Raw genomic sequence first — 16863 nt, forward strand, 5'->3', positions numbered from 1 at the left:
CACAAAGCAGGTCATCACGATCTGCTTTTTTTATCTTTAAGCATGATCTTTCTTTGGTTAAGCATACTGAGCTCAACAGGAATTTATTTCATCTTCAAAATAAGAGAAAGGCTAAAAGCCAGGCTGTTGGGAATTATTATCATCAACTACCTGGTGGCTGCAACACTGGGGCTGCTAAGCAGTAACACAGACCTGGCTGGAACACAGCTGCTTTCATCTGGCTGGCTTCCCATTGCCGGCATCATTGGTTTTCTGTTTGTAGTAATGTTTTTCCTCATCGGGCATTCAACTGCCAAGGCCGGCATGTCGCTAACCACCATTGCCACCCGCATGTCGATGATTTTTCCTATTTTCTTTTCACTTTTTCTATTCGACGAACAAATCAGCCTGTTGAAATTAGGTAAAATAGCCTTTACACTGGTAGCTGTTGCTTTGGCCATTTACCAGCCACCACGAAAAAACATCAAAACCCTGTACACCTTTCTACCGCTGATTCTGTTCATTGGTTCGGGCAGCGTCGACACTTTGGTTAAAACGGCGCAACATCGGTTTGTACCCGACCACCAGATACAGCTCTTTTCTTCGGTCCTGTTTGGCACCTCACTTTTGGCCTCGCTCCTTTTCATTCCCTTCACCCGCGAAAAGCTAAATATTTTTTCTTTCAGGAGTCTTCCACTGGGAATTGCCCTGGGTTTGGCTAACTTTGGATCGCTTTTCTTTTTAATGAAAGCACTCAATAATAGTGGTCTCGACAGTTCGCTCGTATTTGGTATTAACAATCTGGCCATTGTTTGCTTTTCGCTCTTGCTGGGTTTCTTCCTTTTCAAAGAACAGCTCAGTAAATTAAACCGAATCGGTGTTGTACTGTCCTTGATTGGCATCATCCTTTTAACTCAGTTGTAATGGAAATCAACGACACTTATAAAACCATAGGCAGCAATGCCGAAGGAATGTTCAAGGACAAGGGAAGCAAGTTTCTTGCCTATGCATTTCCGGTTGAAACAGAAGATGAAATAAAAGCACACCTTAACGAACTAAAGAAAGAACATTACAGTGCACGCCACCATTGTTATGCTTACCGCCTGGGCAAAGATGGCGAGCACTACCGGGCCAACGACGACGGTGAACCCTCGGGTACGGCAGGCAGGCCCATTCATGGCCAGTTGATGAGCCACGAACTGACCAACCTGCTGGTTGTTGTTGTCCGCTATTTTGGAGGCACCCTGCTGGGAGTAAGCGGTTTAATCAACGCATACAAAAATGCCACCATCGATGTACTGTCGAATGCCAAAATAATAGCAAAAATCGTTACCAACAGCTACCAGCTCCGGTTTGAATATCCGCTTCAAAACACGGTAATGCGCATCCTTAATGAATACCAGGTTGAAACACTTGAAGCAGAATACACCACCAACTGTCAACTAAAAATTGGCATACGATTGAAGCAGGAAGAAGAAGTTAGCAGCAAACTGGAAAAAATCGAGGGACTGATTGTCAAAAAGTTAGAAGACAACAATTGATAAACGCAGATCATTGTGAATGAATTGTTCAAAAATAATTGTGTTAAGATGCAAATTAGCATGGCATTGAATAGCTTTTATTCTTACTTTTAGACTTTAATGAAAAGAACGCAAACATTAGCACCAATTACATACCGGGTGTTGTGTATCAATACCCTGAAATTTCAATTGAGCAAAGCATTTAAACCAGCAGTGTAGTACTGTTGGTTTTTTTTATGACCAAAACCAAGCTCCTTTAAGGAGCAATAAATACACGACCTATGCATCCAAAGAACTTAATTTCAATTACCGATTTCAGCAAGGAAGATTACCTGCGAATCATGGAGCTTGCTGCCTGGTTTGAAGAAAACCCCAACCAAAACCTGCTTAACGGGAAGGTGGTTGCTTCGTTGTTTTTTGAGCCATCGACACGCACCCGCCTAAGCTTCGAGACAGCAATCAGCCGGCTGGGTGGACGAATTGTTGGCTTTAGCGACTCTTCTTCGTCGAGTGTTTCCAAAGGCGAAACACTGCACGACACCATCCGCATGGTGAGCAATTATGCCGACATGATTGTAATGCGCCATCCGCTCGAAGGAAGCGCACGTTATGCCAGCGAAGTATCGGACGTACCGGTAATCAATGCCGGCGACGGGGCCAACCAGCATCCCACCCAAACCTTGCTCGACATGTATTCCATTATGAAAACACAGGGCCGCCTCGACAACATCAACATTTTCATGGTGGGCGACCTGAAATATGGAAGAACAGTGCACTCGCTGCTGCAGGCACTTTCGGTTTTTGAAAATCCGATTTTCAATTTCATCGCTCCGCCCGAACTGGCCATGCCACGTGAATACAAGCAATTTCTTACCAAAAAGGGAATCAGGTATTTCGAACACAGTGAGTTCAACGACATCATTTCGGAAGCCGACATTATTTATATGACCCGTGTTCAGAAAGAACGGTTCAGCGATCCAATGGAATATGAAAAGGTGAAGAACGTTTACATTCTGAAGAATAAAATGCTGAAAAACACCAAGGATACCATGAAGATCCTTCATCCCCTGCCAAGGGTCAACGAGATTCACACCGATGTTGACACCAACCCAAAGGCCTACTACTTTACACAGGCGCTCAATGGGGTATTTACCCGACAGGCAATTATTTCACACATTATGGGACTCAAATAAAAAAGCGAATCATGGATAAAGCATTACAAGTTAGCGCCATCAAAGATGGAACCGTTATCGACCATATACCAGCCAGCCGGCTTTTCGACGTGATCACCATTCTCGAACTGGATAAGGGACAGGACATGATCACCTTTGGTACCAACCTCGACAGCAAGCAATTGGGACAAAAGGGAATTATTAAGGTAGCCAATCGTTTCTTTCAGGGAGATGAGATCGACAAGATTGCCCTTATTGCGCCACATGCCAAACTCAACACCATCAAAAACTATGAGGTAGTTGAAAAACGTGTGGTAGAAATTCCCGATGAAATTATAAGCATTGCCAGGTGTTTCAATCCAAAGTGCATTACCAACCACGAAGCAATTACCACCCGCTTCACCGTGCTTTCGGAACAGCCCATTGAGTTGAAATGCCAATACTGCGAGAAAATAACCAGTGAGGACGAGATCGTTATCAAATAGGTTTTCAATACAATGTTTATATTTTTGTGGCAAATACCAATAAATTGCAAAAATGAACATCGAAGAAATACTGAATAATGTTGACGAGCTGATCATTTCGGGAGAAAACCGGGATGAAGTGTTGCTGGCTATTTGTCAGCTACTCAAAAAAGAAGTTTACCATTACGACTGGGTTGGTTTCTATCTTTTAGACAAGGAAAGCCAGATTTTGCACCTTGGTCCTTATGTTGGAAAAGCCACCGATCATACTCAAATTCCTGTAGGAAAGGGCGTTTGCGGGCAGGTGGCCGAAAACAAGGAAACGATGATTGTGCAGGATGTAAGCCAAATGGACAACTACATTGCCTGCAGCCTTGATGTACAGAGTGAAATTGTTGCTCCGGTATTAAAAGACGGAACGTTTGTTGCCGAAATCGACATCGACTCCCATTCGGCCGCCCCCTTTACTGCTGCTGATCAGGAGCTGCTTGAGGCCATTGCCGAAAAAATAAGACATTTGTTTTAAGCAACTGAACACCAAAAAAAAGCCCTGGAGAAGATCTTGTTCCAGGGCTTTTTTTCATCGCGCACATTATTGGCATTTTGCCTTTAGCCACACCTTCATTTTATTGGCTCCACGATTATTCCACACATAATAAGGAATGGCCCGGAACTGCTCATGAGGGTTGGTAGCTTGGGCATTGAGTACTGTAACACCCCCGAGCAAACTCTCTTCAAGTGTAACAGCGAAAGATGTATGACAACTAAGTGACAATTGATCGATTTCAGGGTTATCCGCTCCTTCAACACAGTAAACAACAGGGCCGCGCTCGATGGCAATTTTTCCCCGGTTATCCTTCACTTTATCGTTGGCTTTCACTTTTCGCACCTCCATTGGAAGTTGGTATTCGATGACGTCGCCCATGTTCCACTGCCGTTTGATGACAGCATATCCATTTTCCTCAGTAAAACTGACTGACTCACCGTTCACTTTAAGCGAAAAATCATCATGCAGTTCATCGAGGTAGGTATACAAATCGCCAGAAACGGGCTGCTTGCCCAACCATGCCGGAACGCGCAGCCTGACTGCAAACTCATGCTCCGACGCCGGATTGACTGCTAGTTTAATCGTCCCCTCCCATGGGTAATTTGTACTCAGTTCTAGTTGTACGGGAATCCCATTGGGATTTACGGTAGTGGTGCTCTGCACAAACAGGTTAACGTAAACATTTCCGCTGTCTTGAGCATACACATAGCCAGGTATCGAAGGCATGAAGCGACACATATTCGACGGACAGCAGGAGCAGTCGAACCAGGGTTCACGGGTCAAGCTGCCTCCACTGTTGAAATGATAATGCATATCGCACTCGAGCGGATTGGGATAGAAAAAGGTTTTGCCATCAATCCCTACACCCGAAATCACCCCGTTGTACAAACTGCGCTCCAACACATCGATGTATTTTGATTCGCCATGAAGCAGGAACATACGATAATTCCAGTACACATTGGCTATGGCTGCGCAGGTTTCGTTATAAGCCGTGAGATTAGGCAACTCATAGTTTTCGCCAAAGGCTTCACCCTCGTGCCGCGAACCAATTCCGCCTGTAATATATAGCTTTTTATTTACCACATTTTCCCAAATTTTATCAACAGCATTTGTATAGGACGAATCGTTGAAAAGTGCTGCAATATCGGTCATTCCGGCATACATGTACGCTGCTCGCACCGCATGCCCGACTGCCTCCTCCTGCTGAATGACAGGGATATGATCCTGATTATAGGGCCCCCATGTTTCTCTGATGGAACTGTTACCACGGGTATCGAGAAAATATTTGGCTAAATCGAGGTATTCTTTTTTATGGGTTAACAGGTACAACTTGATCAGTCCGGTTTCAACAATTTGGTGACCCGGTACCTGTTCGAGTTGACCCTTACCAAAAACGCGAACCAGTAAATCGGCGTTTTTTGTTGCAATATCCAGTAAATTAGTTTTACCGGTGGCCCTGTAGTGAGCTGCAGCAGCCTCAAAAAGGTGTCCACTGTTGTAAAGCTCGTGACTGGTAGCCAGATTTTCCCACCTTTCGCCCGGAGGCGCCCACGATGCCGGAGATACAGTAGGGTCAATGGTTTTCCAGGTGGTAAGGTAACCGTCTTTCTCCTGCCCAGTTTTAATAATGGCAATGATGGAATCGACATAAGCATCCAGTTCTCGATCGGGATGAGTGCTTAAGGAATACGAGGCTCCTTCGATGATCTTGTACACATCGGTATCATCGAAAGGCATTTCACCTTTGGTTTTTCCTTCCATTACACCGCCAGCAATTAAGAAATTGTCCATGCGCCCCATTTCTTCACATTTGGCAAACGAAGCAGGTATGGTCACAGTGCGGTTGGTTTCGATTTTCGGCAACCAAAAATGATCGGTAATCTGAACCTCATTAAATGGAATACCACTGATGGCATAATCTGCCACATTCTTTTGCTCTGTTTTTTTTCCTGTACAACTCACTATGAGTAGCGACAGGCTTAATAATATCAGATAATAAATTCTCATTGCTTTTTAACACTTAAATTTATGTTGAAAGTAATTACATACTTATTTCATATATACAACGGTCATTTCCTCTGTGAATTGATGAAATAACCCTTGCTCTTACCGGCTTCCCTGTTACCTTTGAAAACATCAATTCAGCAAAGCCTTCCGAACAGTAACAAAGTGCAGGATACTTTACTTTTTCTCCGGGTTTCAATAATGGACAAACACAATAGGATTTATTCTCATCGGCCAGCAGAATTCCTTTTTCTTTTTGATAAGCTATTTTCCACCCCCATTCCTTTTCAATCAATTGATTAAATTCTTCAATATTTCCCTGGTAAGGCTCCAGAAACTGATCCATTTTCAACTGTTTGAAATGATTCACAGCACATCCCTTAATTAATTGACGCATTACTGCCTCATCGCCGATATCTTCAACATTTTTCAATAAAGTGGAAATCCATTGCCGGGTAATTTCAGTATCCTTGCTTTTCTCCTCATCCGTTTCTGGATGATTTGCCCTGATCAGTGCCGGGAAACCACAAAAGCATGCACCAGTCATACAAGCTTTCGTCAAAAACTCTTTCCGTGTAGACATAGGCTAGTAAATATAAATTCGTTTGTAACTTCGGCTGCTCTGATTGCAACACTGCAAAAGATAAACTCCTTTGTTCATACTGCTGGTTTCTATTACATAACTCCGATAAAATTGTCCTGTATGAATCAGCCGGCCGCTGATATCATATAAACCGAAAGTCGATACGTATGCTTCATTCACCACATCCAAAAGAATTTCACCCATTCGAACCCTGACAGAGAAACTGGATGCTTTGAAAGAAGGATCAAGATACGATTGTGTTGCCTCGGACTTTAACAGTCGCAGATAGAACACACCACCAGCATAGTTCCCAGCCCTGGCTCTGAAGCTTACCTTTATCATCTCCTTGTCGGCTAGCAAATGATCAGGTATTTCATATTCCACGTTGATGAAATCGTTCAACTGCCATTTTCCTGAGATGTTTTCACTTGCAATGATGCTGCCATCAACGAGGATATCGAAGCTGCGATTTCCCCATTCATTTCCCCAGTACCTCACCATCAGCAACAAACCGGTATGTCTGCCACTTGACATTTCGTAGCTGAAGTAGCCGCCATTGCGCGCATCACGATAATATTCATCATTGTGCACCCCGGTGTAGGTTTTATCTCCCTCCATGGCATGATCGGCATCGGGCTGCTGCTCTCCTGTTGCTACTTCGTCAACCGTACGACGATCGAGGGCCAGCTCATCCTGTTCTTCCTCTTCCAGTTCTTTTATCGTTTTCTCATATTCTTCGCGGCTTACCGACATCCAGTACATCATGTAACGTGCATCGTGAATGCGTGCAAAGGGCATCCACTCTATCGAGCGGTGTTCAGGCTGATCAGGGAACAATTCGGGTGCAGTAAATGTCAATGATTTACTTTCTACAGGTTTGAAGTAAGTGACAAGAGAATCACGATTGCCTTCGAGTACCGGTGCTTTATTCAGTGCTTCGAGTTCACCACCTGCAATATGTGCCCAGCGACCAGCATCGGCCACCAGTCCATCGAGCCCTTGGGTGCCTGTTTTAGCACCCATTAAAACCGGGCCATACAATAGTGCGATGTATTCGGGTACATTGGGCAATGTTTCATAAGTAAAACGCATGGGCAAGTCAATCGCAATGATGTCGCCTGCATTGAGAGTTCTATTCAGCATCACATACGATCCCGGTGAAGAAACAAGTTCCAGCTTTTCACCATTGATTGTAATTTGAAAATCAGCCTCTGCCACCCACGACGGATGGCGAACAAACAATTTAAGATCGTCACCATCGGCTTTTTGCACAAGCAATTGAGTTGATGCATCATCAGGAAAATTGCTGCTTTGTTCAATGACAAGTCCCCGCTCGCTCCAGTTCAGTTCCGAAGGAATGAAAAGATTGACAAAAAGGGAATCAGTTCCAAAATGCGAATAGATCATTTGATTATATTTTCCATGATTCTCCATACCACTTCCCACGCAGCACCACATGGCTTCATTTACATCGGAATAAACGCGGTAATGCCGAGGCCTTGCCGGGGTAAAGTAAACATATCCTCCATGATCGGGATGCTGGCTTGAAAGTATGTGATTGTAGAGTGCCCTTTCGTAATAGTCGGTATATTTTGCCTCGGGCTTCATGGCGAACAACATGGCTGTAAGTTTGAGCATGTTGTAGGTATTACACGTTTCGGGGCCCTCACGGCTGGTTACATAATCGGTACAGGCAGCAGCCGAAGGAAAATGTTCCTGTCGGCTGTTGCCCCCCAGTGCAAGTGATCGCTTATTAACAACTGTTTCCCAAAAGAATTCAGCTGCTTTGGCATAGTTTTCTGCCAACGGGTCGAGTTGTGCTATGCGTGCAAAGCCTACCACTTTTGGAATCTGAGTATTGGCATGCATGTTATTAAGATTGTCGATCCCGGCTGCCAATGAATCGAAAATCGATTGGTGGGTGAAACGTTTGGCGGCGTTTAAATATTTTGTGTCACCTGTCAAATGATAAGCATCGGCATAAACTTCGTTCATTCCACCAAATTCGGTATCGAGCATTTGCTGCATTTGCGCTTCAGACAGGCCAGAAATGATATCAATTCCCCAATCACATAATTCAAGATACATCTCTTTGGCCTGTTCATTGTTCGTGTATAACCAGGCATCGCGTAAACCCGCATAAGTTTTGTGCACATTGTACCAGGGCACCCATGCATTCCAATAACGCTGAAAATTCCCGTTTTTCACATCGGTCCAAAGTTGCCTGCTGTTGGAGACGCCACCAAGATAGCCGTTTCCATTAGCAATCTGACAACGCTTTAACTCTGCAAGCATGTAAACGAGCCGGTCATTGCAGTCCTTATTACCGGTATTGGCATAATTCATCGCCAGAGCCGAAAGATAGTGCCCGCCAACATGACCAGCCAGCCCATCCCAGTTTTCAAAACGCTGGCCTTTGGGATTAAGTCCGGCTTCGGTCAAAAAGGGTTCAAGCAGGCGATCGGTATCGTACTGCAGCAAAGTTTGGATATTCAGATCCATGGCATGTTTAAATTCCCCTTCCATAAGTAAAACAGCATCGGCTGAAAATTCATGCTCGTAAAGTATGTTTTGAGCCACGAGGCCGGATACCTGGAGAATAATGAAAAGCAACAGTAATGAATTCTTAAAAACTAAGCTCATAGCCGGATGATTATTTTCTAACGATTTTTTTTATTAAAAGAGTAACGCGATGCTCAAAACGAACCTCCCGCTACTCTCCTTTTTTCTGTGGAATTGAAATTAATAATTCAGTGTTATTTAACTAAAACCTTTTTCACCATTCCATTTGACTTAAGCAAATAAAGTCCATTTTCAAGTTGCTGATTATGCGGCATCTTTCTTCCACGGATATCATACACTTCGTATGTTTTTGCACCTTCAACTGAAATTATCCGGTTGTTGACTCCTATTTTGAGCTCATTGGCGAAATTTTCATCCACCGAGGTTTTTTCAAGCAGCGTTAAAGTAAAGTTATCGACTTTAAACCAGCCCCAACCTGATTGATCGGCTTCGGGAAATGAAAAGGCATGTTGCGACAAAGTTCCATTGGTTTTTACTCCCAATTTCAAAGTTCCGTCGCTTACTTCCGTTTCAACGGTACAGGTGAGGAAAGGGCCATTTTCGACTATACTCACTTCATGGCCGGCATAAGTAATCGTTTCGCCCAAATCGTTGGTTAAAACAGCAATATTGCCTTCAGAATAAGCCGATTCATCACCGTATAAAACACTACTGTTGTTGGCAAATATTCGCTGAGTGGTTAATCGTTGTCCGGGTGTGGCATTAGTAACCCCAACAGTAAAGTCGGCTGTAACACGATACATTCCGTTTTCGAGACCTGTTAACGTCTGAGTTATTGCCTCATCAGCAAACTCAGGATTCCACAAGCCGCAAATATTATTGCCATCCTTCGTTTCATCCCCATCGGTATTGATAAGATTCCAGACAACCACATCGGCACCTCCTTCGTAATCCCATCCTATTGCCATTGCATCAACATTGTCTTCAAAACTGGGATTAGCCAGCTGATGGGTCAAATCGGTTTGTGCAAACACACTAACAGAAGCGAGTATAACTAAACTCAACAACATGAGTAAAAATTTAAGTTTCATAATAAGTTTATTTAATGGTTCAATATTATTTTTTAAAATATAGCATCCCTTAATGCATTATAGATTAACGAAATGTACAAAATAATTGAATTGAAAGGACTCCGGTTTTCTGGCCGAAATCCTTTCGTACTACTATTCACTACGAAGAATTAATACCCGGGGTTTTGCGTCAGATTTGAATTGGTTTCAATGCGCCCCCTGGGTATGGGATAAATTGCACGGTAATCACCGTTGGGTGAATGCGAGAACCACGATTTGCTGGTGTAAACACCAAAACGGATCATGTCCTGCCGACGACGTCCTTCCTGGTTAAACTCCCAGCCCAATTCGTCGAGAAAACGGCCAAACTGGATATCGTCACCGCCTTCATTGGTGGTTTCAAGGTGGTTGCGTAAACCGTAATCGTAAACAGATCCCTGAAGTAGTTCATCGCCAGTAACTGTGGCTTTTGCCTGATCGTCGAATGCACGATTGCGTACCTGGGTAACCAATTCGGCAGCTCCATTGGCATCTCCCTTACGAAGAAGGCATTCAGCCTTCATCATTAATACATCGGCATAGCGAAACAAGGGAAAATCATTATTGAGGATATTTGATGATCCAAGGGCAATTTCAAATTTACCAAAGCGGTAACCATGGATTTCTTCTGATTTATCAATTCCAGGAACCTCATTGATAAAAGCAAGTGGCTGACCTTTTAAACTACCCATGGTACAATAGAGCGAATCGCCTTTCGAAGTGTACTGCTGACCCATGATGAAGTTTTCGGTGAGCCTTTTATCTGCCGGATCGAAAGTACTGACAAACTGCGGAATGGCACACATTCCGCCCCATGGAGTCATTTCCAAATCATAAGTAGCCTGGTTGGATGGCTGCAGGGTTTGCATGTGAATATCGAACTGGTTCCATTCACGGGTGTACTGATCGTCGATTGACAAACCAAAAATAATTTCCTTGGAAAACTGGTTTTCGGTAATAAACACATTCTTCTGATCTTCCTCGAGCCCCAGTCCGTTATCACCATTAATAATCGCATTGCATTGCTCTATACACTGGTTCCATTGAGGAGTTCCGCTGTAAACCTCTGCATTAAGATACATTTTTGCCAACAGCGTACGGGCAGCCCAGACATTAAAACGTCCATAGGTAATCATGTTGTTTTCAACAGGCAAATGCTCAAGACTTTCGGTGATTTCTTTTACAATAAAATCGTACACTTCCTTGCGGCTGCTTTGTCTTGGAAGGAAACCTTCAGGCACATTAAAGTCGGTCACGATGGGTACGTTGCCATAAACATCGCATAAAATGTAGTAGTAACTAGCACGAAGAACACGCAACTCGGCAATCACTTCATCGCGTGTTTCTGCAAGCGGAAGAAAACCAGATTCAATCTGATAAATCACCCGGTTACAATTTGAGATTCCGGCATAGGTCCGATCCCAGGTTTGATAAACATTGTCATCGTCGGTAGTAAAACGGTGCTCGTGAATACGGCGGAAAATACCACCATCGACCCAGCCATTCGGTCGGGCTGGAATTACAATCTGATCTGCACCTACTTCCTGTACCCTCCAATAGCCATTCCACAGGAGCATTATATTTCTCCAGTTTCCGTATGCAGAACCAACAATAGCCACAATGTCCTCTTCGGTAGGTTCAAACTGTTCGGCAATGATTTCGCTATAACTTTGATCGACCAGTTCTGTACATGACGAAAATACAATCATCATGGTCAGAATAAAAATCGATAATGTCTTTATATTGATAATTCTCTTCATGATCTTCATTGTTTTAGATTAGAAATTTACTTTAACACCAAAGGTAAAGGTCCTGGTTGTAGGATATTTATCACGGTCGTCGTTGCCGGGAGACAAACCTCCCCGGTTAACTTCGGGATCAATTCCCTGATAATTGGTCAGGATAAAGGTATTCAAGGTAGCGGCATATACCCGCACCGATTTCATGTACCTGATGTTGGGATCAAAAGTATAACCCAAGGTAACATTGTCGATTTTCCAATGATCTCCGTCTTCAATGTAGTAGGAGTTGTACTCAAGATCGACCTCCTCGCTCAGAACAGCTTTGTCAAAAACTTTTTCATAAGCCGATTCCAAGCGGTTGTATTGTATCGACATGGTGTTTTCAAGGTACATGCGTTCATAATTAAGTATTTGATAACCAAAAGCTCCCCGCATGGTAACACTAAGGTCGAAATTTTTATATTGAAGCGTATTGTTCCATCCTGCATAAAATTTTGGTAATCCGTTACCCAACACGTGCTTGTCTTCAAAAGCATGCTCAAATTCATCGTAAGGAACGGCTTCACCTTCCTGATTTTCGTAAATCCATTTTCCCTCTTCATCAATGTCGATCACTTTAAAACCATAGAAGTTTCCAATTTTATCGCCTACATCAACGCGGTGAGTAAAAGTTTGAATGGGTTCGCCGGTATAACCGGTGGTGAAATATTCCTGAGTTGCCTGATAAAGATCGTTTGACAGGCTGATGAGTCGGTTGCTGTTGATCGAGAAATTAAAGTTGCTCAACCAGCTAATATCTTTCTTACTTACCGGCATAATATTAATCAGGGCTTCAATCCCCTTGTTTTCCATTTTACCCACATTGGCACGCGTCGATGTTACCAGATTTGGAGGTACCGGAACAGTGTAGTCGTAAAGCAGACCATCGATAGTCCGGTTATACAGATCGACGCTACCACTCAGGCGGCTTTTAAACAAGGCAAAGTCGAGACCAATGTTGGTTTCCTGTTTTTCTTCCCAGCGAAGGTAAGGATTGGGGTTTCGGGTTGGAGCCAGTGTTTGTTTCCATTTTCCGTCGGAATAAACCGATCCGGTATAACCAATGGTGGCAACCCCAAGAAACTGATTACTTGGCTGTGTACCAGTAACACCATATCCTGCACGTAATTTCAATTCGTCGACAAAATCAACTTGCTCCATAAATGCTTCTTCATTGATTCGCCAGCCCAACGAAACAGCCGGGAAGGTTCCCCATGGATCCTGGGTTCCATACAACTGACTGGCCGCCTCATAACGTAAACTGGCCATCAACAAATACCTGTTATTGAAGGCATAATTCATTCGTCCGAAAAAACCAATCAGGTTGGTTTGAGTACGACTACTTCCAATGCCCGATGATGTGCCACCTTCTTTGATGCCAGTACCAATTTCAACATTGTCAGCACCAAATAAATCGGTAGGAAAATCCTGGTTGGTAATGGTCAGGTTGCTCCAGTCGTTATCCTGGTAGCTGTATCCTCCGAGCAGAGTGAAGCGATGATCACCAATTGACTTTGCGTATTCGGCAGTAAGATCAGTCAAACGATCGACCGACTCAACAGCATCAAGTGAAGCATAGCCATTTAAACCTGCCCGTTTGGTCGAGATATGATTTTTGGTTTCGTAAAATGTTCCTTTCGAATTGTACTTCGAATAGCTTATCAAGGCTTTAAGGGTCAGCCCATCAACAGGGTTAATCACAATGGTTCCGTTTACCCTTGACCACTGAGAGCGGGTAAGTCCGTCACTTTCTTCGATGCGCGCCATGGGATTGTCATAGTTGAAGGCACCTACATCTTCAAGCCAGTCACCATTTTCATCCCTGAGAGGAGATGTTGGATTGTAAATCAGTGCCTGACGATAGGTATAGCTTGTACTTGATACATTCGAATGCGTGATATTACGTGACAGTAGACCAAAATTCAGTTTTACCAAACCATCGAATAAAGTATGGTTCACATCGGTACGTGCAAAGAAACTCCGCTTGTCGGTTTTCAGAAAAATACCTTCGGTATTGTTGTAGTTCACCGAAGCCAAATAGTTCGTCAGATGATTTCCACCCCTCACGGTTAAATTGTGAACGTGACTTAAGGGAGTACGGGTAATCTCGTCAAGCCAGTTGGTGCTGGCTCCCAAATCGTAGGATTCATGACGGATACCATCGGCGATTTGCTGACGATAATCATCGGCATCGAGCATGTCGAGCTGATTCGCAATGGTTTGTACATTGGTATAGCCTGAATATTCAACGGTGGCATCGTATACTCCGCTGGCACGCTTGGTAGCAATCAGGATTACCCCGTTGGTCCCGCGTGTTCCGTAAATCGCTGCGGCCGAACCATCCTTCAATACATCAATCGATTCAATGTCCTCGGGAGCTACTGAGTTAAAATCGCCGGGAACACCATCGATCAAAACCAGCGGATTACTGCTGGTTCCGAAAAGGGTGGTATTTCCCCTGAGGCTGATGGCTGTATTCGACAAGGGATCGCCACTTGACGAGGTAATGGTTAAACCTGCTACCTTACCCTGAATCAACTGACCAATGTCTTTTACACCACCTTTGACAAAATCGTCGGCTTTTACTGATGAAACAGCGCTGGTTACATCCACTTTTTTCATGGTTCCATAACCAATGGCAACAATTTCTTCTAAACCGATCACGTCGTCGAGCAAAGCCACGTTAATTTCAGACTGACTTGCCAGTACTTCCTTTGATTGCATTCCCATAAAGGAGAAAACCAGGATCGAATTGTCAGTCAAATCGTTCAAACGATAGCGCCCATCGGTATCGGTAATGGTACCTGTTGTTGTACCTTTCACAATCACTGTTGCCCCGGCAATAGGCTCATCAAGAATATTCGTTACCTGACCGTAAACACTTCTTACGGTTGGCTGCTGAACAGCAAAATCGCCCAGTTGATTAGATAACACAATGTGCTTGCCCTCTACAACATACCTCACATCGGTACCTCTGAATAGATCTTCAAGCACCATATAGATGTTTTGATTCTCTGCATTAATATTCACCTTACGGTCAACATCAATCAATTCACTGTTATAGAAGAAATTAAATTCCGATTTCTGCTCAATCTCGTGCAATACATCCGCAACACTTGCTTCAGAGAAATCGAGAGAAATCCTTGTCTTTTGTGCATAGGCATCGATGGCATACACCTGACTAATGGTTAGCAGAAAAATTAGAGCAAAGGCTTTCATAGTCATCAGAATTTTTCGGTTTTGCATAATCATGCATAACCGCTTAGGTTCCAACTTTTTTTTCATAGTTTTGTAATATTAAATTAGACTTGTGCTTATACATTTAAGCATTTTATTTACAACTGAGGATGTTGCCGCATCCTCAGTTTTTTTTTAGGTTTATCGGTCGACGGTATTAATTTTAATAAGCATTCTTTTATAGTTGTCATTGTTGTCTTTTTCGGGTATCATGGGCTCAAATGTAATTGGAGTTGTGAGCTCAATGCAATAAAGAATCTGGCGTAAATCTTCGCCTTCGAACGTACCTGTAAATGAATAGGACTTTCTTAAGCTTTGGTCGTATTCAAACGATACGTTGTACCATCTTTCTAGTTTCTGAATCATATCACCAAGCTGATCGTTCTTGAAAATGATCTTTCCATCTTTCCAGGCAACATATTTTTCAGGATCGACTGATACAACATTCATCTTTCTGTTTTTCAAATCGAAGCGTGCAAGTTCATTCGGCTTAAGTGAAGTAAGCATTGGTGCATCATTTTCCTTTTTAAGGTAGAGGTCAACACTCCCTTCGGTTAGCAATACTTCCTGCTGTTTATCGCCCTGATATGCAACAACATTGAACGCTGTCCCTGTAGCTTCAATCAGCAACTCACCGGCTTCTACCCTGAATGGCTTTTGCTTGTCTTCGGCCACTTCAAAATAAACCTCTCCACTTATCTCAAGTCGGCGTTCATCAGCGCTAAAAGCTGCCGGATATTTCAACAACGAATTACCATTCATCCAGACTTTGGTCCCGTCGGGTAAGGTGAACGTCGAACGCAGTGTCGGAGGTGTTGTCAACTCATTATATACCACTGGTTGAACATTCTGTTCACCGATCATATTCTGGGCAAGAATAAAAAAGAGTAGCGGCAGAAATAGTATTGCTGCTACCCTTTGAAAAATTGCACTCCATTTTCTAATCTGATTTACCTTCCTATATTTAATTTTTTTTAGGGCTGCCTCCGAATCGATTGACTCCATTTGCTTCAATAATACAATTTTCTCATCAAGCATTTTTGTAAACCCTTTCAACTCCACAGACTCACTTCCCTGACTATCTGCATATTCCATTCCCATTCTCTTTTCTGCTTAAATTTTTTAATTACCAGCGTTCTATCATCTATAATTAAGACGAGAAAAAGTGATTTAATACGTACAACTATTTTAAATTTTGGATAGTAGTTAAATAAAAGGTAGCTTCTTCAGGCCGAAAACAAAAGCAGTTCAATAAAAAGTGATGGAAGATAGGGAGAAAGATATTTCCGCATGAGTTTCAAGGCATTGCCAATTTGCTTCTCAACGGTCCTTTGCGATAATCCTTTCCTTTCAGCAATTTCAGCAGCTTTTAAACCTTCTAAACGGTTCATAACAAATATCTCCCTGCAAGCTGGCGGTAGCTTTTCGATGGCCATGTTGATCAGTTCTTTCAGTTCGGCTTCTACCAGTAAGGACTGTGGATTTAATGGTACCTCTTTATCAGCTTTGCTTTCATCTTCTTTGATACCATTTCTGTTTTCCCTACGCAGATAATCAATGCAACGGTTTCGTAAGGCCGAAAATAAATAAGCTTTCAATGAAGTACTAATGGTGATTTGAGTGCGTCGAGTCCAAATTTTGAAAAAGATGTCCTGAACCAGGTCTTCAGCCAGAGTTCTGCTCTTGGTGTATTTCATGGCAAACACCACCATGCCCGAATAGTAATAATGAAAAATGTAATCGTATATTTTCACATTACCTTCGATTAAACCTTCAATCAGAATCTGTTCGTGCGTGCCTGTTATCATTTCGGATAAACAATATGCTGGTTCACTTTAGCCGCATACGACCATATTTTAAACACAAGCATTGTAAGCAAATTTGCTAAATTTTTTTACAAAATAAGGATAATATGGTTTCCTCTGGTAGATTATTGTGTTTATA

General features: G+C 43.0%; 13 protein-coding genes. 5 read left to right on the plus strand and 8 right to left on the minus strand.

The genetic code is table 11. The features are described from left to right. Nucleotides 1–126 precede the first annotated feature (126 nt). From FHS86_RS05350 to FHS86_RS05370, 5 genes are all read left to right on the plus strand, one after another. Nucleotides 127–903, plus strand: coding sequence for an EamA family transporter (locus FHS86_RS05350; RefSeq protein ID WP_429411901.1), 777 nt, complete (start codon nt 127–129; stop codon nt 901–903). After that, nucleotides 903–1520 (plus strand): IMPACT family protein, encoded by a 618-nt coding sequence (locus FHS86_RS05355; RefSeq protein WP_429411903.1) that lies wholly within the window; start codon nt 903–905, stop codon nt 1518–1520. The genes FHS86_RS05350 and FHS86_RS05355 overlap by 1 nt, the downstream gene beginning before the upstream one ends. A gap of 260 nt (nt 1521–1780) precedes the next feature. Beyond that, nucleotides 1781–2692 carry an aspartate carbamoyltransferase gene (gene pyrB, locus FHS86_RS05360; protein ID WP_429411906.1) on the plus strand — a complete coding sequence of 304 codons (912 nt, stop codon included), beginning with the start codon at nt 1781–1783 and terminating at the stop codon, nt 2690–2692. Nucleotides 2693–2703: 11 nt separating this feature from the next. After that, the gene (gene pyrI, locus FHS86_RS05365) at nt 2704–3156 is read left to right on the plus strand and encodes an aspartate carbamoyltransferase regulatory subunit (protein WP_429411908.1); all 453 of its coding nucleotides are present in this window, start codon (nt 2704–2706) and stop codon (nt 3154–3156) included. A gap of 52 nt (nt 3157–3208) precedes the next feature. Continuing rightward, complete coding sequence (locus FHS86_RS05370) at nt 3209–3661, plus strand: GAF domain-containing protein (RefSeq protein WP_429411910.1); 453 nt, start codon at nt 3209–3211, stop codon at nt 3659–3661. 66 nt (nt 3662–3727) lie between these two features. Here FHS86_RS05370 and FHS86_RS05375 read toward each other — a convergent pair whose 3' ends face one another. From FHS86_RS05375 to FHS86_RS05410, 8 genes are all read right to left on the minus strand, one after another. Next, nucleotides 3728–5689 (minus strand): glycoside hydrolase family 127 protein, encoded by a 1962-nt coding sequence (locus FHS86_RS05375; RefSeq protein WP_429411912.1) that lies wholly within the window; start codon nt 5687–5689, stop codon nt 3728–3730. 34 nt (nt 5690–5723) lie between these two features. Further along, a complete protein-coding gene (locus tag FHS86_RS05380) occupies nt 5724–6233 on the minus strand; it encodes a DUF6144 family protein (RefSeq protein WP_429411914.1) in 510 nt (169 codons plus the stop codon). Nucleotides 6234–6272: 39 nt separating this feature from the next. Next, entirely contained in the window at nt 6273–8912 is a 2640-nt protein-coding gene (locus FHS86_RS05385; RefSeq protein WP_429411916.1) for a beta-L-arabinofuranosidase domain-containing protein, read from the minus strand. 113 nt (nt 8913–9025) lie between these two features. Next, nucleotides 9026–9883 (minus strand): hypothetical protein, encoded by an 858-nt coding sequence (locus tag FHS86_RS05390; protein ID WP_429411918.1) that lies wholly within the window; start codon nt 9881–9883, stop codon nt 9026–9028. Nucleotides 9884–10032: 149 nt separating this feature from the next. Beyond that, nucleotides 10033–11661 carry a RagB/SusD family nutrient uptake outer membrane protein gene (locus FHS86_RS05395; protein ID WP_429411920.1) on the minus strand — a complete coding sequence of 543 codons (1629 nt, stop codon included), beginning with the start codon at nt 11659–11661 and terminating at the stop codon, nt 10033–10035. Nucleotides 11662–11679: 18 nt separating this feature from the next. Then, on the minus strand, nt 11680–14901 hold the full coding sequence (locus tag FHS86_RS05400; RefSeq protein WP_429411922.1) for a SusC/RagA family TonB-linked outer membrane protein: 3222 nt from the start codon (nt 14899–14901) through the stop codon (nt 11680–11682). Nucleotides 14902–15060: 159 nt separating this feature from the next. Continuing rightward, on the minus strand, nt 15061–16014 hold the full coding sequence (locus FHS86_RS05405) for a FecR family protein (protein ID WP_429411924.1): 954 nt from the start codon (nt 16012–16014) through the stop codon (nt 15061–15063). A 131-nt stretch (nt 16015–16145) separates the two neighbouring features. Then, a complete protein-coding gene (locus FHS86_RS05410; RefSeq protein WP_429411926.1) occupies nt 16146–16727 on the minus strand; it encodes an RNA polymerase sigma-70 factor in 582 nt (193 codons plus the stop codon). Nucleotides 16728–16863 lie beyond the last annotated feature (136 nt).

Origin of the sequence: Roseimarinus sediminis, assembly GCF_050433125.1 — a bacterium.
Lineage (GTDB): Bacteria > Bacteroidota > Bacteroidia > Bacteroidales > Prolixibacteraceae > Roseimarinus > Roseimarinus sediminis.